Annotated in this window: 26 protein-coding genes; 13 read left to right on the top strand and 13 right to left on the bottom strand. The window is 55.4% G+C overall.

Features of this window, described 5'->3' with window-relative positions:
- Positions 1–9 precede the first annotated feature (9 nt).
- The 8 genes from TU86_RS17190 (at position 10) to TU86_RS17225 (ending at position 9,921) form a co-directional block, all read left to right on the top strand.
- Positions 10–2,685: a type VI secretion system Vgr family protein gene (locus tag TU86_RS17190; RefSeq protein WP_048365508.1), complete on the top strand. Its 2,676-nt coding sequence runs from the start codon at positions 10–12 to the stop codon at positions 2,683–2,685.
- A 1-nt stretch (position 2,686) separates the two neighbouring features.
- Positions 2,687–3,520 carry a DUF4123 domain-containing protein gene (locus TU86_RS17195; protein ID WP_048365509.1) on the top strand — a complete coding sequence of 278 codons (834 nt, stop codon included), beginning with the start codon at positions 2,687–2,689 and terminating at the stop codon, positions 3,518–3,520.
- On the top strand, positions 3,517–6,189 hold the full coding sequence (locus TU86_RS17200) for a T6SS effector BTH_I2691 family protein (protein WP_048365510.1): 2,673 nt from the start codon (positions 3,517–3,519) through the stop codon (positions 6,187–6,189). The genes TU86_RS17195 and TU86_RS17200 overlap by 4 nt, the downstream gene beginning before the upstream one ends.
- Positions 6,186–7,226, top strand: a complete 1,041-nt coding sequence (locus TU86_RS17205) for a DUF6708 domain-containing protein (protein WP_048365511.1) — start codon at positions 6,186–6,188, stop codon at positions 7,224–7,226. Before TU86_RS17200 ends, TU86_RS17205 begins: the two co-directional genes overlap by 4 nt.
- A gap of 114 nt (positions 7,227–7,340) precedes the next feature.
- Positions 7,341–7,706 (top strand): hypothetical protein, encoded by a 366-nt coding sequence (locus TU86_RS17210; RefSeq protein WP_157395919.1) that lies wholly within the window; start codon positions 7,341–7,343, stop codon positions 7,704–7,706.
- Positions 7,707–7,778: 72 nt separating this feature from the next.
- Positions 7,779–8,258 carry a hypothetical protein gene (locus tag TU86_RS17215; protein ID WP_157395920.1) on the top strand — a complete coding sequence of 160 codons (480 nt, stop codon included), beginning with the start codon at positions 7,779–7,781 and terminating at the stop codon, positions 8,256–8,258.
- Between the two features lie 145 nt (positions 8,259–8,403).
- Entirely contained in the window at positions 8,404–9,291 is an 888-nt protein-coding gene (locus TU86_RS17220) for a DUF6708 domain-containing protein (protein ID WP_157395921.1), read from the top strand.
- A 171-nt stretch (positions 9,292–9,462) separates the two neighbouring features.
- Entirely contained in the window at positions 9,463–9,921 is a 459-nt protein-coding gene (locus TU86_RS17225) for a hypothetical protein (protein ID WP_053076052.1), read from the top strand.
- Between the two features lie 1,048 nt (positions 9,922–10,969).
- Here TU86_RS17225 and TU86_RS22940 read toward each other — a convergent pair.
- The 4 genes from TU86_RS22940 to TU86_RS22945 form a co-directional block, all read right to left on the bottom strand.
- Positions 10,970–11,146 (bottom strand): hypothetical protein, encoded by a 177-nt coding sequence (locus TU86_RS22940; RefSeq protein WP_157395922.1) that lies wholly within the window; start codon positions 11,144–11,146, stop codon positions 10,970–10,972.
- Positions 11,147–11,374: 228 nt separating this feature from the next.
- Positions 11,375–11,674 carry a hypothetical protein gene (locus TU86_RS17235; RefSeq protein WP_048365514.1) on the bottom strand — a complete coding sequence of 100 codons (300 nt, stop codon included), beginning with the start codon at positions 11,672–11,674 and terminating at the stop codon, positions 11,375–11,377.
- Positions 11,675–12,036: 362 nt separating this feature from the next.
- On the bottom strand, positions 12,037–12,507 hold the full coding sequence (locus tag TU86_RS17240) for a hypothetical protein (RefSeq protein WP_048365515.1): 471 nt from the start codon (positions 12,505–12,507) through the stop codon (positions 12,037–12,039).
- Positions 12,508–12,624: 117 nt separating this feature from the next.
- Complete coding sequence (locus TU86_RS22945) at positions 12,625–12,873, bottom strand: type II toxin-antitoxin system RelE/ParE family toxin (RefSeq protein WP_193387786.1); 249 nt, start codon at positions 12,871–12,873, stop codon at positions 12,625–12,627.
- 90 nt (positions 12,874–12,963) lie between these two features.
- On the opposite strand from TU86_RS22945, the gene TU86_RS17250 reads away from it, so the two are divergent.
- Positions 12,964–13,659 (top strand): tRNA (adenine(22)-N(1))-methyltransferase, encoded by a 696-nt coding sequence (locus TU86_RS17250; RefSeq protein WP_048365517.1) that lies wholly within the window; start codon positions 12,964–12,966, stop codon positions 13,657–13,659.
- A 72-nt stretch (positions 13,660–13,731) separates the two neighbouring features.
- On the opposite strand, the gene proP is transcribed toward TU86_RS17250, so the two are convergent.
- Together proP and TU86_RS17260 are read right to left on the bottom strand one after the other, a co-directional pair.
- On the bottom strand, positions 13,732–15,237 hold the full coding sequence (gene proP / locus TU86_RS17255; RefSeq protein WP_048365518.1) for a glycine betaine/L-proline transporter ProP: 1,506 nt from the start codon (positions 15,235–15,237) through the stop codon (positions 13,732–13,734).
- Positions 15,238–15,486: 249 nt separating this feature from the next.
- Positions 15,487–15,867: a RidA family protein gene (locus TU86_RS17260; RefSeq protein ID WP_048365519.1), complete on the bottom strand. Its 381-nt coding sequence runs from the start codon at positions 15,865–15,867 to the stop codon at positions 15,487–15,489.
- Between the two features lie 231 nt (positions 15,868–16,098).
- Here TU86_RS17260 and TU86_RS17265 point away from each other — a divergent pair, with 231 nt between their 5' ends.
- Positions 16,099–16,560, top strand: a complete 462-nt coding sequence (locus TU86_RS17265) for an Lrp/AsnC family transcriptional regulator (RefSeq protein ID WP_048365520.1) — start codon at positions 16,099–16,101, stop codon at positions 16,558–16,560.
- A gap of 18 nt (positions 16,561–16,578) precedes the next feature.
- Here TU86_RS17265 and metC read toward each other — a convergent pair whose 3' ends face one another.
- From metC to TU86_RS17280, 3 genes are all read right to left on the bottom strand, one after another.
- Entirely contained in the window at positions 16,579–17,757 is a 1,179-nt protein-coding gene (gene metC, locus TU86_RS17270; RefSeq protein WP_048365521.1) for a cystathionine beta-lyase, read from the bottom strand.
- A 241-nt stretch (positions 17,758–17,998) separates the two neighbouring features.
- Entirely contained in the window at positions 17,999–18,214 is a 216-nt protein-coding gene (locus tag TU86_RS17275) for a helix-turn-helix domain-containing protein (RefSeq protein ID WP_048365522.1), read from the bottom strand.
- A 9-nt stretch (positions 18,215–18,223) separates the two neighbouring features.
- A complete protein-coding gene (locus TU86_RS17280; RefSeq protein WP_048365523.1) occupies positions 18,224–18,775 on the bottom strand; it encodes a DUF2975 domain-containing protein in 552 nt (183 codons plus the stop codon).
- Positions 18,776–19,052: 277 nt separating this feature from the next.
- Between TU86_RS17280 and TU86_RS17285 the strand changes: the two genes are divergently transcribed.
- Together TU86_RS17285 and umuC are read left to right on the top strand one after the other, a co-directional pair.
- Complete coding sequence (locus tag TU86_RS17285; protein ID WP_048365524.1) at positions 19,053–19,481, top strand: LexA family protein; 429 nt, start codon at positions 19,053–19,055, stop codon at positions 19,479–19,481.
- Positions 19,471–20,751 (top strand): translesion error-prone DNA polymerase V subunit UmuC, encoded by a 1,281-nt coding sequence (gene umuC, locus TU86_RS17290; protein WP_048365525.1) that lies wholly within the window; start codon positions 19,471–19,473, stop codon positions 20,749–20,751. The genes TU86_RS17285 and umuC overlap by 11 nt, the downstream gene beginning before the upstream one ends.
- Here umuC and TU86_RS17295 read toward each other — a convergent pair.
- Positions 20,748–21,233 carry a DUF2938 domain-containing protein gene (locus tag TU86_RS17295; protein ID WP_048365526.1) on the bottom strand — a complete coding sequence of 162 codons (486 nt, stop codon included), beginning with the start codon at positions 21,231–21,233 and terminating at the stop codon, positions 20,748–20,750. The genes umuC and TU86_RS17295 overlap by 4 nt on opposite strands.
- Positions 21,234–21,312: 79 nt before the next feature.
- Between TU86_RS17295 and TU86_RS17300 the strand changes: the two genes are divergently transcribed.
- Complete coding sequence (locus tag TU86_RS17300) at positions 21,313–21,765, top strand: helix-turn-helix domain-containing protein (RefSeq protein WP_048365527.1); 453 nt, start codon at positions 21,313–21,315, stop codon at positions 21,763–21,765.
- Between the two features lie 141 nt (positions 21,766–21,906).
- Here the strand turns inward: TU86_RS17300 and TU86_RS17305 are convergent, their stop codons facing one another.
- The 3 genes from TU86_RS17305 to TU86_RS17315 form a co-directional block, all read right to left on the bottom strand.
- Positions 21,907–23,559 (bottom strand): WG repeat-containing protein, encoded by a 1,653-nt coding sequence (locus TU86_RS17305; RefSeq protein WP_048365528.1) that lies wholly within the window; start codon positions 23,557–23,559, stop codon positions 21,907–21,909.
- A 173-nt stretch (positions 23,560–23,732) separates the two neighbouring features.
- Positions 23,733–24,140: a hypothetical protein gene (locus TU86_RS17310; RefSeq protein ID WP_048365529.1), complete on the bottom strand. Its 408-nt coding sequence runs from the start codon at positions 24,138–24,140 to the stop codon at positions 23,733–23,735.
- A 149-nt stretch (positions 24,141–24,289) separates the two neighbouring features.
- Positions 24,290–24,553, bottom strand: a complete 264-nt coding sequence (locus tag TU86_RS17315) for a PAAR domain-containing protein (protein WP_048365530.1) — start codon at positions 24,551–24,553, stop codon at positions 24,290–24,292.
- Positions 24,554–24,576 lie beyond the last annotated feature (23 nt).

The following is a 24,576-nucleotide window of genomic DNA, read 5'->3' on the forward strand; positions in this document are numbered from 1 at the left end:
GGATGACCTGTGACGGCCTCTACCGCATTGACGCAACAGCAGCGCCTTTTGCAATTGCACACCCCCTTGGGCGCAGACACGCTGGTCGCCGAGTACCTCGACGGCTGGGAGGCACTGGACCAGCAAGGGTACTGCTTGCAACTGAGTGCCTTGTCCGCGGACGGGCGCTTGCCTATTGAACAACTGGTCGGTGCCCCGGTGTTGTTGCAGATGCAATGTGCTGACTCGCGTACTGACTTGCGCGCCTTTCATGGGCATGTCAGCCAATGCACGCGCGTCGGCAGCAATGGCGGATTGGCCCGTTATCAGTTACGGATCGAGCCCTGGTTGAGCCTGTTGCGACACCGGCAGGACAGCTACGCCTTTCATGACCTGACCGTGATGGAGATTTGCGAGAAAATTTTCGGCTTCTATAGCAAGGGCGTGATTGAACCGCAGTGGCGTTGGGCCCTGGAGGATCCGGGCGTGTACCGCAAACGTAGCCTGACGACTCAATACCAGGAAAGTGACCTGGCGTTTGTGCAGCGGCTGCTGGCGGAGGAGGGCATTGCCTATCACTTTGAGCATCTGGGCGATGCCCAGGCCCCGAACTTGGGCAGCCACACCCTGGTACTGACCGACAGCAACCGCAAATTGGCGCCGAATGCACCGGTATCCGTACGCTTTCATCGCAGCGACGTCACCGAGGCAGAGGACAGTGTGCAGCAATGGGCGGAAGAGCACCGCTGGATGGTCGGACAGGTACAGCGCCAAAGCTGGGACTATCGCAGCCATTCATTGTTGTCAGGACACGCTCAGGGCGACACCGGCATCAGCGGCTGTGTGGACCAGGACACGGTCGGGCCTTATGCCTGGACGGACCCTGCCCAGGGTGAGCAGCGTGCACGTCAGCACCTGAATGCTCAGCAGGTTGTGCGTCGCCAAGTACACAGCCTGGGGACATGGCGACGTTTAGCACCGGGCACGCAGCTCTGTTTAAGCGGGCATGACAGTGTTCAGGGAGATGAACCCATGCTGTGCATACGGGTGCGCCATCAGGCCCGCAATAACCTGGATGCTCAGCTGCAGGCGGCGGTACTGGCAGGGCTGGGGCCTGTACCTGACCAGGTGGAGGCTGTCTATTGCAACCACTTCACACTCATCCCCGGCAGTCACCCTTATAGCCCGCAAACCCAAGACGGTCATGGACGTCGCTTGCATCCCATCCCTACCGTCCACGGTGCACAGAGCGCCATTGTGATCGGCGACGGCGGCCCCGTGATGACTGATCGCGACCAACGCATCAAGGTGCAATTCCACTGGCAGCGCGGCGAACGCTCATCCAGCCATCACCCCCATCCTCGGGGTACCGACAATGCGCCGGCAGACACCAGTGTTGGCACTTGGGTGCGTGTGGCCGCGATCCAGGCCGGTGGCAATTGGGGGAGTGCCTGGGTGCCCCGGGTCGGGCAGGAGGTGCTGGTGGAGTTTCTTGAAGGGCATATCGATCGCCCCGTGGTCATCGGCTCGTTGTACAACGGCCGGGGCCAGGCCGAAGCGGCACATAACCAGATTGCGGGCGGCGCCTCCGGCAGTACCGGCAACGCACCGGCGTGGTTCCCTGGTAACCAGCACGCCGGGGTACTCAGTGGCTGGAAAACCCAAGACCTGTCCACCAGCGCCACCGGCAACGGCGGCTATCGACACCTGCAGTTCGACGACACCCCAGGGCAAAGCCGCGTCCAGCTCTACACCACCGATCAAGACAGTGGCCTGACGTTAGGGCACCTCAAGCAGAACAAAGACAACAAACGCTTGGCTGACCGAGGCTACGGCGTCGAACTGCACACCCAGGCCCAAGGTGCATTGCGAGCTGGTACCGGGCTGTTGGTGACGACGGAATCGGCTGACCAGCAAATGCAGGCCAAGGGGCTGTTAGCCGAGCTGGAAAAAGCCCAAGACCAAGTGGATCAATTGGCCGACAGCGCCAGACAGCAAAAGGCCGGGCTGGCCCGCGACGCTAAGGCGTTGCCCACCAGCGAAGCCCTGCAGAACAGCCAGGAAAGTCTGAAGGCGACGCAGCAGGGCACTGCGTCAGGCGCGGGCATCGGTGGTGGTGAAGGGCAAGTAGCGGGGTGGAGCAAACCGCTTCTCGCGCTCTATGGTCGGGCCGGCGTGCTCAGTCTGACGCCCAAGCACCAGGTCTGGGCGACGGGCACCCAATGCCTGCTCAACGCCGGTGCGGACATCAACCTCACCGCCCAAGGCCATACCGCCTTTCTCGCGGCGCAAGGCCTAGTGCTGTTTACCCGTGGCGCAGAGGGCGACAGTCGCTCCATTGCGAACACCGGCATTGCCCTGCACGCCGCCACCGGAGCGGTGAGCGTACAAGCGCAAAGCGACAAAATCAGCGTGGCTGCACAGCAAAATATTCGCATGGTCAGCACCCAGAGCAATGCTCATGTGCAGGGCAAAGAGCACGTGTTGTTGAACGTGCAAGGGGCGAGCGTTCGGCTGGTGGGGGGCAACATTGAGATTCATGCGCCGGGGGCGGTGACGTTCAAGGCGCAGCGTCATCAGTTGACTAAGCCTAAAAGCGACACAGGCGTTAATGCAGTCATGGGCAAAGGCGAACTCAAGCTATGCGACTTTAAAATGGCAGGCGCCAACATTGGCAATGATGCTCTGGTCTCGGTGGAGGGGTGATATGAGTGTTGTTCGGGAGCATCGCCTTATAACGGATTGCCCCTTTGCGCTGGTCAACCCTTTTGACGTTGATCGCGACCTTTGGGTTGACCTGCCTCATCACCCCTTAAGCGCTCCACGGCTGAGTGCTTTGCCTGGTCAGCTACCTGTACTGGTCGACCTGCTTAAGCTGTCGTTCACATCCCGTTTGGAATTAGTACAGCGTGCCTGGGATTGGAAGCGCGCGAACGAACGACCATTGTTCTGCGGGTTTATTAAAAGCACTGAACCCGTCGAAAGGATGGTCCGCCACTTGGGACGTCGTTTGCTGATAAAAAACACCTCGGATGAGCAACTGTTTTTGCGTTTTTACGATCCTCGGGTCTTTGAGCACTTGTGTTGGATATTCACGCCTGCGCAGTTGGCGTCCTTGATGGGACCGGCTGAGGCTTGGTACTGGCCGACGCGTTGCGGTGAATGGCAGAAAACCGTTCGCCCTGAGCTGAAAACTTATTCGTTGATTCTGGAGCCGCAACAACTCTTATCGTTAGGGCGCATAAGCATCCTAAATCGAATATTGAAAAACCTGCACCGGCGAGAGCCAAGCAACGCTTTGGACATCACATCGGTTCGACAAATCGAATCATGCTTGCGACGTGCGCTTGACGACGGGCTAAGCGAGGCAGCCGACCTGCAACTGTATGTCTTTCAGGCGTTGCAGTTTGGTGCAGGCATTCATCGGCACCCAACACTAGCGAATGCTCTACAAACGGTACGTATGGGGCATTCCACCTACGTCGGTGCGTGCTTGAAGATCAATGACGAAGAACTGCATCATTCAAAGGAGGCCCAATGAGCCAATGCGACCCCTCAAAAGCCTGCGCGGTCTGCGATCAACAGGGCCTGGCACTGATGCCGCTGCGTTATGCCGTCGCACAACCGGCCACTAAGAGTGCGCCAGCGATCCAGGCGCCGTTTGGTGAGGGCCTGGAGGCGGTGCCGTTGCCCACCGATAACGCCCACTACACCGTGCGTCACTTGCGCGGCGGTTACCTGTACGTGTTCAACGAAGTGCGTGGTGAGTGGAAAGCTTATGTAGTCAACGAAGATGCCTATCTGGTCGAGTACGACATTCACGATAAGACACCTCCCAATCTCTCAGGCGCCCGCCCTTGTTCGCGCATGGCGAAGTCGGCGGCGTCGCGTTGCGTGATGATCCCGGATGCCATTCGTGCCGGTGCTGTGTGGTTGGGCTTCAGCGATGTGGCCTGGACTGACAGGGTGCTGGAGCGACATCGGCAAGCGGCGTATCGCGACAAGCATATGCGGCGCATCGACCTGGGTGCTTGGGCCAAGAGCCAGACCGTGCAGCCCCACCTGACCGGTCTGAGCAAGGCGCGGGAGGTGGTCGCCGAATACCACCTGCCTGCTCAATCGGCGGCGGCTTCTCAGACTGCGGCCCCACACCTGCCCGGCATCCGCTTACAAAGCGTCAATGTTCACGGCTACAAGGCTTTTATGCATTCCCCACAGGACTTCCAGAATTGCCACGCTGAACTGGAAGCGTTCTTGGTCAGTGCACAAACGTCAGGTCGCGGTGTGCCGCCTGCCATGGTCGCGCTGGCCGACCCGCTGGGCATCACGTTGGAGCTCAATGCCCTGACCCTCGGCCGGGTCGAGCGGTTTGAGCAGGAGGATGATCGCGACTGGAAAAAGACCACCTCGACCGCGATCCAGGGCCTGCGCCAGATGCTGGAAGAGGACGCCGTGGCCACGGCACTGGCGCGTCATCAAGGCGAACGCTATGCCACCTTCGAAGGCATGCCGCTGTACCCGGAATGGGATGAGGCAGCACGTGAGCGCAATGAGCTGATCTTTTCTTCCCTACCTGCCGCGAAGGAAGCAAAAGCGCGCACCGACGCCTGGGCGCGCTACATCGACAACTACCGTGAAGCTGATCGCATTGCGTTTGAAGAGCAACTCCAGGTAGATCTTGAGCAGTTTATGCAGACCACCGTCACACCGCTGGTGAAAGCGTTGGCAGGCTGGTACTGGGGTGAGCCATTACGGCAAAGCATGCTGTGCAACCACGACGCAGAAGAATGGGACAGTGGCTTGTGCTTTACCACCCTGGTGACCGCCAGTTTGACCGGACTGACCGGGCACCCGTTGATCATCGACAAACTAGTGGAGGATCTGCGTGGGCGTTACAGCGACCCCAACAACCTGACGATGCGGGCGTTGGTGTTGAACAACGATCGGATTGCTGAACGCCTGGACGAAGCCGCCACACCAGAGTTGGTACTGGGCAACCCATTTGCGTGGCGCAATGTGTTGAATGCGTTTGGTCATGTGCTGGACGAATACGACAAAGGCCTGGTCAGCGGCGGTCTGGCCAGGGCTGCCGGGCTGGCGCACCAGATCTCCGGAGCGCTGGTGCGCAGCTTGGGCAATCCGTTGAAAGCCGGGGCCTCGGGGGCACTGGACTTGAGTGTTCGCTATCGCATGCTCGGGCTGCTGGGGGCGTTGTCGGGCAAGCAGATCCTGTCGTTGTCGACCACGGCGTCCGAGGCACAGATGGCGCACATCATCAGTGAAAAAGTTGCGCTGCTGCAGCCGGGGATTGATCGCAAGGCCTTGCAGGACAAGGTCACGCGGGAACTTCGGCAGCTGGAAAAACAAGCTGGGGTGCGTGAACCCACGGGGGCGAGAAATGCGCGGCAGAAAAAGGTATTCAGCTGGACCCTGATGTACGACGCAGATGTAGGCAAAGCCTTGAGTGTCGACAGTCGCGGCAAACTGAACAGCAACACACCGTTGCTGATGAGCCAGGACGAATTACGCCGGGTGATCGCGCAGCGTCATGCCACCTTGCCTAAGTTGGCACAAATAGATGTTGGCGTAGGGGTAGTGGGCGGGATACTGGATGGGTGGAATGCGTATATGGCGGTGCAGTTGGTGGATAAGGAAGGCGTTACGGCTAAGACGGGTATCAACTTGACGGCGGCGGCTTTTAGTTTGACCGGGGCAGGAGTTGATTTGATGGATCGGATTTTGAGGAAAGTTCCTGTAGAGCAATTGCGGCTTGCTAGGCCATTTAAATCAATAAATGGCCGATGGCTCGCACGTTTAGGAGGACTGGGATCTATCGCCAAGTGGCTAGGAGCCTTGGGAGGTTTTTTGACCTCGCTGGTAGATGTCATGAGTGCCTTCGAGGCAAAAGATAGACGAGATCAACCAGTTTTTTTACTGCGCTTCTCGGTTGCTGTAATAGGTGTGATTGCAGCATCCTCAGTGCTGCTTGGTTTCATGACCGCAGGTGTAGGTTTTGTCGTATTCTTGATTCTTGCAGGGCTGTCACTACTTGGAGAGTGGGTTATTAATTTAGTTCGCGATGATGGCATTGAAGTATGGTTGGGTAGAACTCCATTTGGTGTTGGACAAGTGCTGTCGTTTGAGTCACTGTCGGCACAAGACGACGCATGGAGTGAGTTGATTGGTGTAGATGTAAGGGGGGAGCAATGAGCAAGGAGTCGCGTATATTTGATGGATGGTTAACTCGTTATAAGATTAATCGAGGCCTGAGTCTTTATGAGCTTGAGTCCGTACTTGAGGTTGATAGGCCGATAAATATCCCATTGATGGATAAAGGTTTGATAAGGGTGAATAGCGTTTTTGTGGAGTTTATTGATCGATTCTTTTTCTTGAGAGGTTGGGCGACAATGGGGTTCCTCCCATTCGCTATTGCCTGGAGTTATTTTGCTTTTTTGTTTGGGTCAACCATATATGTTCCTCCTAGCGATGGGGCGGGGTTGTCGTTTGAGCATATTTTATCTGGTTGGATCGCAACTATAATCATTGTTGTTTTTTTGGTCGTGATGTGCGTTTTTGGATTGTGTCGCGATTTTTTTTGTTACACATATTATCCAATTCGTTTCAATCGAGAAAATCGTAAAGTTTATGTTTTTCGGCACAACAAGAAAAATGGTGTATTGACTCTGGAATGGAATAAAGTCTTCTGGTTCATCGGACGCTCTCGTGACGGCTCCCGGTATATTTATGACTTACGTGGCCATGTCTTGGATGACGAAAAAATCGTGCGGTACACCTTTGCTGTCGGTCAATACGGTGAAACTCAAGCGGAAATTTTGCAGCACTGGGAAACAATTCGACTATATATGGAAGAGTCTCCCGCAGCACTGCCTTATCCACCGCTGGCCTTATCACTCTCGACCCAGCCGACCTTACGAAACTGTCTTCTTATTCAAATGGGCTGGTTGGTTTCCGGTCGATCACCAGTCGTACTTCTGTTCGGCGTGGTCTGGGGCTTTTTCCGCTGGCTGGCACTCAAGACCTGTCGTCAACCTCGCTGGCCCGCTGATATCGAAGCCGCGTGTCAAATCCCGGCCAATGATCCCTATCGGCAGACTGAGCCGTTGAGGGCTGGCGAATTTCCCGATTTTGGCGAAGCAGAGGAACTTCGGCAATCTGAATATATACGGGAGGCTCGGGCTGCGGCCGAGGCATATGAACAGGCTCGTTCCAAGGCAAACGCCAGCTGATGCATGAATGTAATCCTTCAGCAATCTGCGCGATCTGCGATCAAAAGGGCCTGGCACTGCTGCCACTGCGCTACGCCGTCGCACAATCTCTCAGGCGCCCGCCCTTGTTCGCGCATGGCGAAGTCGGCGGCGTCGCGTTGCGTGATGATCCCTGACGCCATTCGTGCCGGTGCTGTGTGGTTGGGCTTCAGCGATGTGGCCTGGACTGACACGGGGGCGAGAAATGCGCGGCAGAAAAAGGTATTCAGCTGGCCCCTGATGTACGCCGCAGATGTAGGCAAAGCCTTGAGTGTCGACAGTCGCGGCAAACTGAACAGCAACACACCGTTGCTGATGAGCCAGGACGAATTACGCAGGGTGATCGCGCAACGGCATGCGAACTTGCCGAGGTTGGCCAAGATGGATGTCGGTGTAGGCGTGGTGGGCGGGATACTGGATGGATGGAATGCGTATATGGCGGTGCAGTTGGTGGATAAGTAGGGATATACAGCTAAATCCAGTGTCAACTTGACGGCGGCGGCGTTTGGTTTAGTGGGGGCAGGTGCGGAGCTAGTGGGTAATATTTGGGCCAAGTATCCATCCGGCCAGTTACGGTTGGCGCGAACATGGAATCTTATGGGTGAAAAAATATCGGCACGATTCGCTATTTTAAAATTTGTTGGGAAAATGTTTAGTGTTGTAGGAAGTATGCTTACTGCAATAGTGGATTTAATGGCAGCTGCTGAGGCCTATGAGAAAAATGATATGCCAATTTTTTACTTGCGTGCTTTTACCGGTGTGGTTGGTGGTGTCGTTGCATTGGCTTTGCTGTTGGGTGTTATGTCTGCAGGGGTTGGGTTTATAGTTATTTTGGTTTTGGCTGGGGTTTCATTGCTTGGTGAGTGGCTAATTAGCTTGTTGCATGATAATAAAATAGAAAAGTGGCGAGATAGAGCACGCTTTGGCCATGCAAGTCATGGTAGTTTTTTGTCTCTTGAGGCGCAAGAAATTGAGTGGAATGCAATGTTGGGTATTGAGGTTGGAGTAAAATAATATGAGGGAGTGTTCTCGGGTATTTGATGGTTGGTTGACACGATATAAAAAAAATTGTCTGTTAAGGGAGTATGAAATAAGGTCGCGTCTCAGTCGGAAAGTTGTTATTGAAGCCCTTCCCCCTATAGATAAAGGGCTGCTTCGGATGAATGGTGTGTTTGTGGAGTATGTCGATCGTTATTTTTACTTGCGTGGTTGGGCGGCTATGGGAGGTGTTCCTATTGCATGTGTTTTTTTAGGGTTTTCTTTGTTTTTTGGTTTTGATTTATATGGATTTTCAAATGTTAGGGCTGAGTCGCAGGTAGTGGCGGCTTGGGTGGCAGTGAGTGTGTTGGGCGGATTTAGCATGGCTGTTTTTTATTTTGCTCTTTTGAGGGATTTTTTCTGTTATACCCATTATCCGATCCGCTTCAACCGAATAAATCGCAAGGTTTACGTATTCCGTCACAATGGTGAAGGCGGCGTATTAGACCTAGACTGGGATAAGGTTTATTGGTTTGTTGGCCGCTCGCGAGATGGCTCAGATATAAGCTTCGACCTGCGTTGCCATGTTTTGGACGCTGATGGCATCGTGCGTGACACTTTCGCCGTTGGGCATTTTGCATCAACACGAGCGGAGATACTTCAGCATTGGGAAATGATCCGTCGTTATATGGAAGAGTCTCCCGCAGCCTTGCCATTTCCACCGTTGGCATTGGTTATTTCAACGGAGCCTACCTGGCGAAACTGCATAACTATTCAGGTCGGGGGAGCAAGCGGGCACTCACCTCTATTTATGTTGCTGACAGTGCCTTGGGCATTCTTCCGCTGGATTTCCCAAATCACATGCCGCCGCCCGCGTTGGCCTGATGAAGTGGAGGCGGAGTGCCAGATTCCAATAGACGATCCGTATCGTCTAGCTGAGCCGGCTTCATCCGGTGAAGTGGTAGGCCTGGATGAAGTTGCGGAAGCGGCATTGTTTGAATATCGTCAGAAGGCAGAGGCCGCAGCCCTTGCTTATGAGGCTGCCTATTCGAAGCAGGCAGCGAATTAAGCTTCAGGGTGTGAGAAATTTTGCTCGTATGACAGTTGAGGGGAGTTGCGGCGTCTGTAAGTTTGTTTGAGCCACGCGTGGCACTAAATTGCTTCTCTGTTTGTAGGAGGTGACTGATAGATAAGGCATATTTTTATTTGCTTTTTATTTGATCCGATTCAGGAGCGGGTGATGGAGTCGGTTAAATCGTTGCACTATTCCGCGCATGCACTGGAGCAATTCAAGCAGTCGGCCCTTACGATCAGGAAGGACATGCCGGGGATCCACAGTGCTTTCATGACCGTCGTGTCACTGCTGCAAGAAAGTGTGAAGTTTATTCTGCCAAACCATGCTGATCTGATTGATATGAACGACTTGCGCCAAGTCCATATCAATATGGCGCGCTTGCCGTTCCCGGTCGTCGCGTTGGAGGCGCCGTGGATCCACCCTGATGGCGGTGGTGGAGATAAGTCTGGGGGTGTGCGTTCATCTAAACGCATCGCGCTCTGCATGATCTTTACCGTGGAACTGGCTGAACGAATCCCCGAGCTTGTTGTTTTTTTGAAGGAAGAGCATGGCGGCGCAGTCGTCATTCCCCTGTGGTGGGACGACGGTGGCAGCAAATGGACCATGCGTGCCTTAGCAGAATGAAGTGAGTGCCTATGTGTCCGGAGAGGCAAGTGTTGGCACGCGGCTGCGTACAAGCTACGGCAGTTCCGGGTGGCCGCCTTTGTGCTGCTGCCGGAGATGTTTGAATACATGGTGAGCCAGAGATCTCATGCCGAGGTGTATACGCAGATTGCATCTGATGCGCAGGACGTAATCTCCATGCTGTTTCAAACCGGGATGATGCTTAATTGCGCCAATGTGACGATCCCTGGGGGCTGATTCATGATCGACATGCCGGTGTTCCTCTTCAGCTTCAACGGTGAGACAGGTGTGCACCTGTATGCGCGCATGCCTGAGCCGAACGCGCCGGTACTGGTCACTAGATAACGCATTTGACCGACCGTCGCCTGGCCTTTCTCGCCCTTCGCGTGCTTTTCAGAAGCCACTGTCGGCGATGCCGCACGGAGATCTCGGACATGGCTGACACCCGGGACAGAAGTGGCTCCGATGGGGTAGGGCCGCTCAGTAGGACGGGGGGCATGCGTTGCGTGCGATCATTGACCTGCAGTGGCGCCAGATCGTGGCGATAGGTAATCAATGAGGGTGGATGGTTCGTGGGCGGGTTCGATTGCGGAACCTTGTTGGCGCTCTGAAGCAGCGCGTGGAACAATGTTCTCACCGCGGGGTTGCTATGCCCAAAGAAGTAGTCCTTATTCTTATCCATCGAAAGCGACGAGCCCACTAAAACTTCAACGTTTTCAAAGGGATAGATGGATAGCAAGCGTCTCGTTTCCCGCTCCAAATTGTTGACCTACCGAGTTCCAAGGAAGTCTGTAGGTCATTGAAAATAGACGCTTCGGCGTCTTCTTTCGTTCCAGTACTATCCACTGAAAACCAACAACAGCCACGAAATTTAAGTACATTTTCAAGTACATGGATTGGGGGTAAAAAGCACTGCGGTTTGTTGGTGGAGCCCCACGGGCTGGAATCGGTACCTATCTCCTCATTGTGTCAGCACCCTCAAGAGCATCGTCGAGAACACGCTCGACAACGCCCTCACGGGCATGGGTTACCAGGGGCTACAGACCGGTCACGGTATTCGGGGACGTTGTCTACCGCATTGAATGATCAGCAGATACGGCATGAACGGCGTAGCGGCCCCGGCACAGTTGTAGCCGAGCTGGCTGGTCAAACGACTGAAGGGCAATGCACCTGCATGACCGATCACATTGGCGATCTTGAAGCTGATCAGGGCGTTTTCGTGCACTTGATTGCTAGTGCGGTCACCCCCCCGCCTTGTGCGGCTGGATTGGCAGGGCTTAGCAACGCATCCAGGACGTAGTGCCGAACCTTGATCGAGGCTCTGACCTTGCAACCGTAAGGCGTGCAACGCAGCCAGTAGCGGACTATTGCCACGCGGTAGGCCAAGCAGGCCGGATGAGCGTTGCGCTATCGATGGCCGAGGTGCTGCCGGTCAGGGTCAGCAGAGTCGAGCTTACTTCGTGCAAGTTAGCCTTGAGTACTTCGGCGGTTCCAGAAGGATGCCCGGTGTCATGAAGGTTGAGCAGTTGAACACGCGTCCCTTGGCTGTGGTGGCCTTGAAGGTCAGTTCGGCACCGCCGAGGAAGTCCTCCTTGCCTTTGGTCACGGGTCCCATGGTCAACTCATCGGTAGAGGCAAGCCCGATCGTTTCGGCGGTAACTTTGTGGAGTTGCAATACGTTGGGGTTACTGGCACACGCTGCCAAAGCGCTGGTGAGTAGTAGCAGAAAAGCGACTCGGGAGATCGTTGTCATGAGAGTGATTCCTTGGACGTGAGCGGTTGCAGCCTCTTTTCTCTTAGAGAGACTGAACGATTCGTTTTGGAGTGTGGTTTTTGCCCTTCGGCGAGCGGAGTCTAGGAACGTCAATCTGCCCTCACAATGGGTCGGCAGAAATCAGGAGCGGGATGACCGCTTGCGGCGTTAATGTCTGACAGTTGCGTCCTACAAATTTGACGTCGGTCTTGGTCTTAACGCAATAACCAATCCAGGTTTGTCACAGCCAGTGGGTTCCAGCGATGGGCTGGAATCCACCGACCGTGTAGCAAGGATGGTCAGGTGCTTCAGAGTGCAAGGTGGTTGAAGTAATCCTGGCGGAGTTCGCGCCGTTGCGGTTTTCAGGGGATTGGTCGGGACAACTTCAATGTTTGGGTGAAAGTGCCATTGCCGTTGGGTTGCGAGCTCATTTCACCCGTAAACCCGGCATATTTCCCGGTGCTGCCGATGACCGCCACCACTGATGTGCCGACCTCGTGCTCTTGTCCGGCCACCACTAGAGTGCCTTCGACGTTGCCTGTTGCGTCATGGAACAGCAGTGTCCACTGACACTGGCTGTGAACGCTAGGTTGTGTATTAACGCAGTAACCACTGTTGCTGCCGATATCCTGTTGATCTTCATTCATCAGGGGCTGGTCAAACACAAACAGATCGCCCTGTGTGGAACCAGTCCCCCCTAAATCCACCGTATTCTTGGTGCCCCGGTTGCCGTCCGCAAGGGTAACCAGAGTCAAGGATTCGGGCTCATGGGCCTGAGCGCCGAGGGGAAGTGTCATCAACAACAGGCAGAGCAGGCGAAAATAAGTGTTCATGGGGACTCGATTGTCGGAGAGAACGTTGCACGGCGCTGCAGGCCGTGCTGTCGTGATAAAGCGTAGCAATCGCTGACGGGATACGAGGGAAGAAGTATGTGAGTTTTTATGAGAGGTTCAGTGGGTCGGCAGGATCGGCGGCCAGTTTTGCGCCTCATGCAACACGCGCAGGATCCGCACACGGTCATCGTATATCCGGTAGGCCGTGAGATGGGGCGTGCGATCAATTACCCGTTCGCGTGTGCCGAAGGGGAATCGGCGCTCTGGTTTTCGACACTCACCGAGGCCGAAGCGCTTGACGTCTATCCCCGGCTTCAAGGCGAACACGCTGATTAGGCATTCAAGCCTGACTTCAACGCGTTTCACCGCTTTACCCTGTAAGCCTCTCCACGCATCATGCCGCCCACTGATAAATGCCCGAGGTATCGGGCAGTCGTGGTCAAAAGGAAGCATCGTTTGAATGAACACACATTGTCCGTGCGCCTGGAGCGTGTGGCGGCGCACGTCCCGGCGGGCGGGCGTTTGGGGGACATAGGTTCCGATCACGCGTATCTGCCTGTGGCCTTGATGCGGCGCGGCGCCATCGTGGCAGCCGTAGCAGGCGAGGTGGCGCTGACGCCGTTCCATGCGGCCACCCGCACCGTGCGTGAAAATGGCCTGAGTGAACACATCACTGTGCGCCTGGCCAATGGTCTGGCAGCGATCGAAGCCCAAGACGCCATCACTGTCGTCACTGTCTGCGGAATGGGGGGCGAGACGATCCGCGATATCCTCGAACACGGCAAGGCAATACTCAGCGGTGAGGAGCGTTTGATCTTGCAGCCCAATGGCGGTGAACAGCCTCTGCGCCAATGGCTGATGGAAAACGGCTACCGCATCCTCTGCGAGGAGCTGCTGCGCGAGAACCGTTTTTTTTACGAGATAATCGTCGCCGAGCGCAGCGGGCCGGTGACTTACTCTGCTGAGGAGTTGTACTTCGGGCCGTTGCTCATGCAAGCGCGCAGCCCGCTGTTTCTGGCCAAGTGGCAGCGCATGCAACAACAAAAACACAAGACCCTGACCAGCTTGAGCCTGGCGCGCGAGGCAGTCCCCCGTGAAAAAATCCAGGAAACAGAGCAATACATGCGGTGGATCACTGACTTGCTCAAGTGAACCTAAAGCGTAATAACAGCACGCTGTTCATTCACATGACACAGCGTGCGTGGCTCTCGGGTTCGCCTCACATCACTCTTCGATGCGCGGATGCTGCTGTGCCAGGTTTTTGCGCTTGGCTTCCAGATCGGCGATTTCCGCGTCGATGTCTTCGATTTTCTGCTCGATGTTGTCGTGATGCTCCTGGAGCAACTCGCGTGCTTCCTCAATATCAGAGGCTGCTGGCGCGGCGCCGCGTAGCGGTTTGTTAGCGGTTTCTTTCATGGTGATGCCCGTTACCAGGCCGACCACGGCGATCACCATCAGGTAATAAGCAGGCATGTACAGATCGTTGGTGCTTTCTACCAGCCAAGCCACGGCAGTCGGGGTCAAGCCTGCGATCAGCACCGAGATGTTGAAGGCGCTGGCCAGTGCGCTGTAGCGAATGTGCGTGGGGAACATCGCAGGCAGTGTGGAGGCCATTACGCCGATAAAGAAGTTGAGCAGCACGGCCAGCATCAGTAACCCGGCGAAGATCAATCCCAGCTTGCCACTGTTGATCAGGATGAACGCGGGTACAGCCAGGAAAAACAGCCCCACGCTGCCACTGATGATGAACGGGCGACGACCAATCTTGTCACTCACAAAGCCGATCAGGGGCTGCACGAACAGCATGCCGACCATAATCGCAATGATGATCAGCACACCGTGGTTTTCACTGTAGTGCAGGTTGTGTGACAAGTAGCTCGGCATGTAGGTCAGCAGCATGTAGTAGGTCACGTTGGTTACGGCGACCACGCCGACACACGTCATCAAACTACGCCAGTGCTTGGTGGCCACCTCTTTGAACGACACCTTGGGGCCTGCGGCCAGCCCTTCACGGTCACCTTGCTCCAGTTTTTCGAGATGCTGCTGGAAGGCCGGTGTTTCTTCCAGGGCGTGACGTAAATACAGGCCGATCATGCCCAATGGCAACGCTAGGAAAAACGGCACGCGCCAGCCCCACTCAAGGAACTTTTCTTCCCCCAGCACGGTGGAAATCAGCACCACCACGCCTGCGCCGAACACGAAGCCTGCGATGGAGCCGAAGTCCAGCCAACTGCCGAGAAAGCCGCGTTTACGGTCGGGGGCATATTCGGCCACGAAGATTGAAGCACCGGTGTATTCACCGCCCACAGAAAAGCCTTGGGCCATCTTCGCCAGCAACAGCAGGATCGGCGCCCAGATGCCAATCGAGTTGTAAGAGGGGATCAAGCCAATGGCGAAGGTGCTGAGCGACATGATGACGATGGTCGCGGCCAGGACTTTTTGCCGACCGTACTTATCGCCCAGTACGCCGAAGAACAGTCCGCCCAAAGGCCGGATCAAGAAGGGCACCGAGAAGGTCGCCAATGCGGCGATCATTTGTACGCTGGGGGACGCAGTGGGAAAGAAGACTTTGCCCAAGACATAGGCGACAAAACCGTAGACGCCGAAGTCAAACCACTCCATTGCGTTGCCCAATGCCGCAGCGGTGATTGCCTTGCGCATCTTGGTGTCGTCGACAATGGTGATGTCTTTCAACCCGATGGGCTTGGCCTTTTTCTTGCGAGATATCATGCGTGTCCCTCTTCTATCTGTTCTGTCCGTTCCAAACCGCTGACCCAGTCGTATGAAGGGTAGACCCGTTTTGCGCGCGCTGAATGCCATCGCAGTGATGGCACTCGCTCTTGGGGATCAGATACATGGAGACACGAAAAAATTCACTGCTGGGCGTTTTTTCTTTCCTGACCTTAAATGTCCTCGGCTTGATGAGGCATCTGCTATCAGAGCGGCCAGAAAGCCATGCCCGTGCGCTGAGTTACACCATCAGCCTTTGGCGGCCATTGCGGTCACTTCAACGCGCATGCCTGCGACTGCCAGGGAGGCCACGCCCACCGCTGCGCGAACGGGCCAAGGTTGGCTGAAGAAACGCTTGTACACCTCATTGAAAGCAGCCCGGTCAGCCATATCGGTAAGGTAAATGGTCAGGTGCATGACGCGCTCCATTGAACTGCCTGCACGCTCCAGTGCAACTTTTAGCGCCTGTAGCGTGCATTCGCTCTGTTCGGTGATACCGCCCAGTTCGAGGCTGCCATCGGCATGTGTCGGGATCTGGGTAGACACCAGTACGCCCGCAAAACAGGCGACATCAGACGAAATGGAAGCGGGGTCAGGATCAGGGATAAAGGTCAGATCAGGGGTAGTCATGGGGAACTCTTTTCCGGGGGAGGTGGGCCAGTGTACAGACGTCTGAATGCCCTAAAAACCCGATGAGGCGCTGCTGCAACTGTCTGCGACGGTTATTGGCGGGTACTTCAAGTGGCCTGATTGATACCAGGCGCTGAAAAGTCCGGTAGCGTCTGCGGGTGGAGTGTCGGACTATACCGAGCTTTCCACGGGCTGTTCTTCATCTCCCTGCGCATAAGGCCTCAACTTTTCATGGACAAGCTGGATAAGGCAATTCTGCAAATCTTGCAAACTGACTGCACGCGTGCGGTAGGTGATATCGCCGAAAAAATCGGGCTGGGTACCACGGCCTGCTGGCGCCGGATCCAGAAACTCGAAGAGGCGGGCATTATTCGTGGCCGCGTTGCGTTGTTGGACGGTAAAAAACTGAACGTGGGGGTGATCGTGTTCGTGTCAATCAAGACCACCCAGCACAACCCGGACTGGCTTGACAGTTTTCATGCCTCGGTGTCTGCGATCGAAGAAGTGCTGGAGGTGTACCGCATGGCCGGTGATACCGACTACCTGTTGCGCGTGGCAGTGCCTGATGTCGCCGCCTATGACGCGGTCTACAAACAGTTGATTCGTATACCGGGCCTGTCGGACATCAGCTCGAGTTTCTCGATGGAGCAGATCAAGTACTCGACGAGCCTGCCACTGCGCTATGCCCCCTGACGGTTCCATCGATCAGCCTCAGGCGACTGCCACACAGGGCTTGTTGAGCGCGATGTCCAGCGCACGATGGAAGTCGTGCTGCAAATCATTGATGTGCTCCAGCCCCGCATGCACACGGATCAGATAGCCCTGCGCCGGGGTGCAATGATTGCGCTGAGGCTGCCCTACGGGCACGACCAGGCTTTCAAAGCCGCCCCATGAAAGCCCGATGCCAAACAGTTTTAAGTTATCGAACAAGCGGGCCAATACCACCGGGTCTTGTGTATTGACCTCAATGCCGAACAGCCCACTGGCACCCAGAAAGTCGCGCTTCCACAGGTCATAGCCGGGGTCGCCAGGCAGCGCGGGGTGCATGATGCGGGTGATCAACGGATGGTGTGCCAGGCTGCTGGCCAATTCGACGCCGTTGCTCCAATGCCGTTGCAACCGTACGGGCAGGGTACGCAGGCCTCTCAGCGCCAGAAACAGGTCATCCGGGCTGGCGGTTTGGCCAAAGTCATGGGCGCCGGCTTTTAACAGGGACCATGCCCGTTCGTTGGCCGTAGCGACTCCTAGCAAGGCATCCGAATGACCGACGATGTATTTGGTTGCAGCCTGTATCGACACATCTACGCCGTGTTCGAACGGTTTGAAATAGAGCGGCGAGGCCCACGTATTGTCGAGCAGCACAAAGGCGCCCACGCTGTGGGCCGCCTGGCAAATAGCCGGCAGGTCGCACACCTCAAACGTCAGCGAACCAGGCGATTCGGTGAATACCACGCGGGTATTGGCTCGCAGTTGCCGCGCAATGTTCGCACCTGCGCTGGGCGCAAAGAACTCCACCGCTACGCCAAGGCGCGTCAGTACCGTGCTGACAAAGTTACGTGTCGGGCCGTAAATATTATCGGTGATCAGCACATGATCACCGGCACTCACGAAGGCGAGCAGGGCATGTACGCAAGCGGCCAGGCCTGAGGGGAATACCAGGCTTGAGTGGCCACCTTCCAGTTCGGCGATGGCGTCTTCGAAGGCGCGGGTTGTCGGTGTGCCGAAGCGGCCGTAGTGGGCGTATGGGTTGCCATCTTTTTTGCTGGCCTCCCAACTGCTGAAATCTTTGGCCAGTATGGTTGAGCCCCTAAACACGGGGGTATTGATCAAACCGCTGTAGGCTTGGGAGTCTCTGCCGCAATGGAGATAGTGAGTGGTGGCATCGTGCATGGTCGTCAGTCTTGGCTGAGAGTGTCGAAAAATGATACCGATGCATAGCGTGTTTGTTTTTGCTTTTTATTCGATATTTGGATTGCTAATTAGAATGAAATTCTAGTTGGATGAGGTTTTAGGTTGATAATTCGCCAGGACGGCCGGATGGAAGCCGTCAAGGGTGCAAGCGCAAAGCGCGGTTACCCGCTTGCTGGCCTAGGCAGCGAGCGGGCAGCGCAGTGATCGGCAATGTTGCGTATCAACTCTCTTCATCAGCCCGATAGTGCAGCAGGTCACCCGGCTGGCAGTCCAGTGCTGCACAAATGGCCTCCAGTGTCGCCAGCCTTATACCTTTGACCTTTCCTTGTTTGAGGAGCGAGAGGTTTTGTTCGGTGATGCCGATGATCTGTGCCAAGTCTTTGGACTTTACCTTGCGCATGGCCAGCATCACGTCCAGCTTGATTTCGATGGGCATGCTTACCTCTTAAACAAACTGCTGATTTTCACGCGCCAACACACATGCGCGGTGCAAGCTGCGGGCAACGATCATGACACTGGCTGCCAGGAACAAGGCAACCAGATCCGAGGGGCCAAAGCTTATGGTAAACAAGCGCTCCCCTTGCGGACGCATAAAGGTGATCCAGACGCTTAATACGGGGCCCAGCACGAAGCTGATCAGTACCCACAGCCCGACACTTTTCCCGACTTTACCCAGTAATTGCGCAGATTCTGGTGCGAAGTATTCACCCTCGGCGTAGAGCTTGAACAAAGCACTCAGGGCAACCAGGCCCTTGGCCAGAATCAGCAACGGAATACTGGACAATATGATTCCACCTGCAACTTGCCACCATGGCATGTATTGAGTCTTTGCATCGAGGCTGTCTGTCAGGGCCGTCAGGTTAAAGCCCGGACCATAAACGTTCATGACCTGGGGAAACAGCCAATAGGCGATATTGGAGAGCAGCATTAAGGCAATCAATATCAAGGTCGCAGTAGCCAGCATGTTGCTGTATTTCGCCAAGCGGTCGGTATTCATTCAAAAATCCTTCTGTGTGGGTAAGGGCTCTGCGCATGACGTGTGTGAGGTCACAGGCTGCGTATGGTACGAAGGATAAAACAGCAATAAATGATTGTAAAACGATAATTTAATATCGTTTTATGTTCATACTCCCCGAATGACTGCACCGCTAAGCCCGGCAGGTCATGACACTTGGTACCGCGCCTCTCGTCGAAATTTCCTACAGATAAATTGACCTGCAACGCTTGCCGAAGTTTACTGTATGTCTATACAGTTATCAGATAAGGCGTGCGTCATGGGTTTCACGGTGTTGGGTCCTCTGGCTGAAGGTGGTGTTCGCCGACCGTTGTGTTCGTTCAAGGTGCCTGCCGGTTTTCCGTCACCGGCAGCGGACCATATCGAGAAGCACATCTCCCTCGATCAAGCGCTCAATCTCCGCGCGGCCCATGTCTATCTCGTCACCATTGAGGGCGACAGCATGCAGGATGCGGGGATTTTTTCAGGTGACCTGGCCGTGGTCGACCGCGCGATTGAGGCGGGCCACGGGCATGTGGTGGTGGCGCTGCTCAATAACGACCCGATCTGCAAACGGCTGTCGAAGAAGGGCAACACGCTCATCCTGATCTCTGAAAACCCTAAATACCCCAACCGCTACATCATGGAGGGCGATGAGCTTTCGATTTGGGGTGTGATCACCCATACGGTGCGCACTCATGGTCACTGACCCCAAGCCGGTGTTCGCCCTGATCGACTGCAACAGCTTCTATGCCAGTTGCGAGCGCGTGTTTCGCCCGGACTTGGCCAAGGTCCCGATTGTGGTGTTGAGCAATAACGATGGCTGTGTGATTGCCCGTAGCTATGACGCCAAACCGTTTATCAAAATGGGCGCGCCCTATTTTCAGATCAAACAGTGCCTGGAGCAGCACGGTATCCGGGCGTTCTCCTCGAACTATGCGTTGTACGGCGACATGAGTGAGCGGGTGATGAGCCTGATCGAGGCTCAAGTGCCTGCCGTCGAGGTGTACAGCATTGATGAGGCGTTCGCGGACATGACCGGTATTACAGATGTCACCGAGGTAAGTCGGCAATTGCGAGCACGTATCTTGCAATGCACCGGTATCCCGGTCGGTGTCGGTATCGCGGCGACCAAAACGTTGGCCAAGCTGGCCAACCACACAGCTAAACGTTTGCAGGAGCAAACGGGTGGGGTGGTCAATCTGTGCCCGGATATTTCGCGTGACTGGGCGTTGCGCAATACACCCGTTTCGGATGTTTGGGGGATTGGGCGGCGCATGAGCGTGCATCTGGAAGGCATGGGCATTACCAAGGCCATGCATTTGGCGAAAGCCGACCCCTGGATGCTGCGTAAAAAATTCAGCGTGGTGATCGAAAAAACCGCCCGTGAATTGGCGGGCACGCCGTGCCTGGAGCTGGATCAACCCGACCCGCCGAAACAGGAAATCTGTTGCAGCCGAATGTTTGGCAAACGTTTGAGCGACATAGCGCCGATCAAAGAAGCGGTCGCGACGTACATGATGCGTGCTTCGCAAAAGCTGCGGGAACAGAAGTCTTATTGCCGTAAGGTTCGCGTCAGCATTCGTACCGGGATGTTCAACCCCGACGAGGCCAAATACGCCAAAGGGGTGGTGGTGACGTTGCCATACCCGACCGATGACGTGCGCCTGCTCACTAAAACCGCCGTCGAGGCGGTGGAGCATGTTTTTCAGCCCGGGTTCAAATACAGCAAGGCCGAAGTCATGCTGCTCGACTTGCGCCAACCGGGCGAGTTTTCCGATGACCTGTTTGCCCTTAACCAGCCCGCCGAAGCCAGCAAGGTGATGGCCGTCCTTGACCAGATCAACAACCGCTGGGGCAGGGGGACGCTGCGGGCGGCCAGTGTGCCGAGTCATCCAGACTGGGGCATGCGCCGAGACCTGATGAGTCAGAGTTACACCACTCGGCTGGACCAGTTGTGGAAAGTGTCCTGCCACTAAACCAGCAGCCAGCCCGCCACATATAAGCCAAGGCCAAAGGTCAGGTGCGTGAGCAGGCTTTTTTGGCGTGCCAGGCGCGGATTGGGAGTGTTTGCAGCCGCGATGCCCATGCCAAACGCGGGCTGCATAATCACCCACGGCAGCGCAACGCTAAGCAAGCCTGCAAGCACGGCGGGAACCAACGTGGGCTGATAGAGCCAATCTTTACCGACGGCCGCCACCAGCAACCCCGCAAAGACAACGCCGGTCAGGTAATGAAAGCCCCAGCCAATCAGGCGCTCATGCCGCGTGGGGCGGGCGCTGTTAATTGAGGGATGGCTGAACGTGCCCGAAACCATATGGCCTAACCATCGGCCTAGGAGTGCGTAATCGAGTGATTGCACATTAAAAAGACGCTTGCGCAGCCAGGCCACGAGGTCCATAAACAGGGTGGCCCCCAAGCCAATCCCTACTATCCTGGCGATCATTTCAGCACTGCTCATGTCAGGTTCCCCTTGTCGGGCAGACGTTTGGGTTAATTGAAAGGCGAGTGTGCAGGTTCAAGTCGACTTGAGGTCAAGCATGAAAGAGTTGGGCATTGGTGAAGTCGTAAAGCGCAGCGGGGTGCCCGCATCGACCTTGCGCTACTACGAAGAAAAAGGATTGATCCGTTCAATAGGCCGACGCGGCTTGAGTCGCGTGTTCAACGCAGACGTGCTGGACCGTCTCGCAGTGATCACACTCGCGCAATCGCTGACGTTCTCAGTGGATGAAATTGCTCCCATGCTGGGAGAAAATGGCCGGGTGACATTAGACCGGCAACAGCTCACCCGCAAGGCTGATGAGCTGGACCGGTTATTAGATAAAGTCAGCGTGGTGCGTGATCAGCTGCGTCGTGCTGCCGCGTGCCCATCGGCCAGCCATGACCAATGTCCAAGCTTTCAGCAACGCCTCACAGAGGCGTCGCGCGAGGATACTCTTGCGAGCGCCTTATGCTTTCAAGGCCGCAATGCCCCCTTGTCATCACGAGCGTAGGGCTATCACGCAGGCGTCGGGTTCAAGGCCGGTAACTCGCGCCAAGGCATGCCTGCCCATGCGAATTGATTCAACCGCGTTTGTGCGTCACAGCAACGCCGCCATTGCGCAGCAAGCAAGGGCGGCTTGATGGTTACCTGGTTATTGGGTGTCAGCCGCCTCGTCATCTTCTGGCTCGCCGCAGAAATTTTCCGGGTCGGTGGGCCACACTACTTTGCCGCTGCCGTCAATCACTTGCTGCACATCGCAGCCAACCGTGCGGGTCTGAAAACTTGGCGTACCGTTGAGGCTATACAAGGCTCGCAGGCTGCGGGTTTCATCGTTTGGCGTACCTTCCAGCGCGTAAGCGAATAGCGCGCCGCGCGCTTCATCTATAACCACTTCTTGCCACTGCGCTGGCACCAGGAGCTTGCCCTTCAGGTCGTAGAGCGCAGTGTTTGTTTGGCGGGTTGATTCGGTCATGGCGCGGATAAAACGGCCACTTTTGTCCAGCGTAATGTTCAGATACTGGCCGGGTTCAATCAGCACCTTGCCGCTGGCATTCATCACGCCCAGCGTGGGCTGTTGATTGGCGGAGCCCAGAAACGTGACGGTTTTGGTAGGCGAATCGGGCTTTGCAAACACAAACAGATCAGGCGTCAAAACCCCTACCTGCACGTATTCGGGCTTGAGCAGTTCAATACCCTTGTCGGTGTCAAAAATGCCGTAATAAGCCACGAACATATTTTGCAGCGTACCGGTCTGGGTATAGCCAGGGGCATTCTTGAACATGCCCATCGGGGCATGCACTGCAGGTCCGGCCCAGTCGAACGTCGGCTCAGTCAGTGCTTGCCCGGTGCGTGCGATAAAACTGAATTTACCCCTGTCGCCGTCAGCAGTCATGGGCTTAACCATTGCGCCTTTCTGACCAAAAACCTCACATTCTGCATAGGCCGGAGCAATGGCGACCTTGCCCTGAAAATCCAGATAGCCACAGGGGCTGTCGTAGTTTTCCTTGAACGCAACCAAACCATTGCCAGGTACGCCCATCCAGTAATATTTGAGATCGGTCAACAGCTTCTTTGACGCGTCTGCCAAGCCCTTCTTGCTACCGAGCGAGACCACGAAATGGTCGTTGGCATATTCAACGAACTTATCGAAGCCGACCTGTTTGGTTTCCCCCGTCTGGAGGTTAATCACCCAATTCTGAGCGTCACGTTCGGCAAGAATCCAGCCGCCGGCCAGCGCGATGTCTTTGTCTGTTGTTAGAGAGTCGAAGAGCGGCTCAGTGACAACATGCCCATCAGCGCTAAGCAGGCCGAACTTTTCGTCGATCCCGTAGACGATGTACTGACCCATGCCAGGCGGCAGGTCACCTCCTGAATAGATTTCATCATAAGCAGGCGCTTGAACTTCATTACCTTGCTGATCCATCACGCCAAACTTGCCATCACGTTCGAAACCGAAATAACCCGGTGTCAGCAAACGCAGGCCATCCGTGAAGTTGGGTTTAATGATCTGAGAGCCATTGGCATTGGCGAGATTCCATTGACCATCTTCGGCAAAGATAAACGTGTTAGTCAGCGGTATGGACAATGTCACGGCATACGTATTATCGCCGTTGACCAACATCGTACCGTTTTGATCCAGTACCAGACATTCATCATTGACACAGACTGGAATGACCATCGAGGCGAGAGCAGCAGGCTGGGCTGTATCAGTTTTGGGGGCGGTATCTTCATTACATCCCGCCAGAAATAAGGCTGATAACGAAAACGCCAAAGGTGCCAGGCGGGCACTGAATATTCTTTCCATGACAAAAAATCCTTACAGGGGTAAGCCAATGCCCACTCACATATCAATAAGTGAATGGGCACTTGTAATGCGTTATATCCGGATGATCATTACCGAGTCCGACAGCCCTCAGCATTCATGGGCTATCGAAACGAAGCATCCTGTACAAACGTCTTAATGAGCGCTCGTACTGTTTATGGCTGCATGGATTTCAAACCTTGGCGCATGCCTTCATCGGCGCCTTTGCACCAGGTTTCAAGGCCTTGCGGGGCATCCTTGATATTCACAAGTGTGCCATCATTGCCCTGGATCATGCCCTGGCGGCCGGTTTTTTCCATCGCGTCCCCCGCGCTTTTATCGAACGTAGCCGGCATGTTAGTGACGTAATCCACCATTTTTCCGGCGTCAGCCTGGCTTTCTTTTTTCAATACACCTTGCTCGACACAGTACGAAATCAAGCCCGACATCGAGCGGCTGGTGTCATAGATTTGCTTCAGGGTTGCAGCATCGGGCATGCCCGCAGCAGGTGCGGGAGCCGCGTGAACGACAGAACACAAAGAAACGGAAGCTGCCAGCAACAGGGTTGAAAACTTGAGGTTCATGTTTAATCCATTAAAGTTGATGCAAGTTTGAACTTGCAGGACGAATCCTGACCGGTTCCGGGAGTGCCCGGGCAGGTGAAAGCACACCTGCATTAAACGGATTTAAGGCAGGTGTACAGAGCTCTTTCTGGTGTGAAGCGAAGGCACAATCAACTGCTAACAGCGCCTTTAGGGCCACTGGCTATTAGCGCCGCGCCACAAGCCGTCTTCATACCATCGAGTGCAACGGCAATGCCGTCAACGGAGTAAGTCGCGCTGCCCTCGGCAATGGGAAAAACCCCTTTGCATAACGGGCAACTGACGTTATGACCCACACCGGCAATCGGTTTACCGTTGAGGTCAGTCCGGGAAAAAGCTTCAAGCACGACACCCCCATGGGTGGTGGAGTCGCCTAGGCGGATGATGTCTTTCATTATCTACGCGCTCTATATCAGAG

It is taken from the genome of Pseudomonas weihenstephanensis (assembly GCF_001043055.1).
Taxonomy (GTDB): domain Bacteria; phylum Pseudomonadota; class Gammaproteobacteria; order Pseudomonadales; family Pseudomonadaceae; genus Aquipseudomonas; species Aquipseudomonas weihenstephanensis.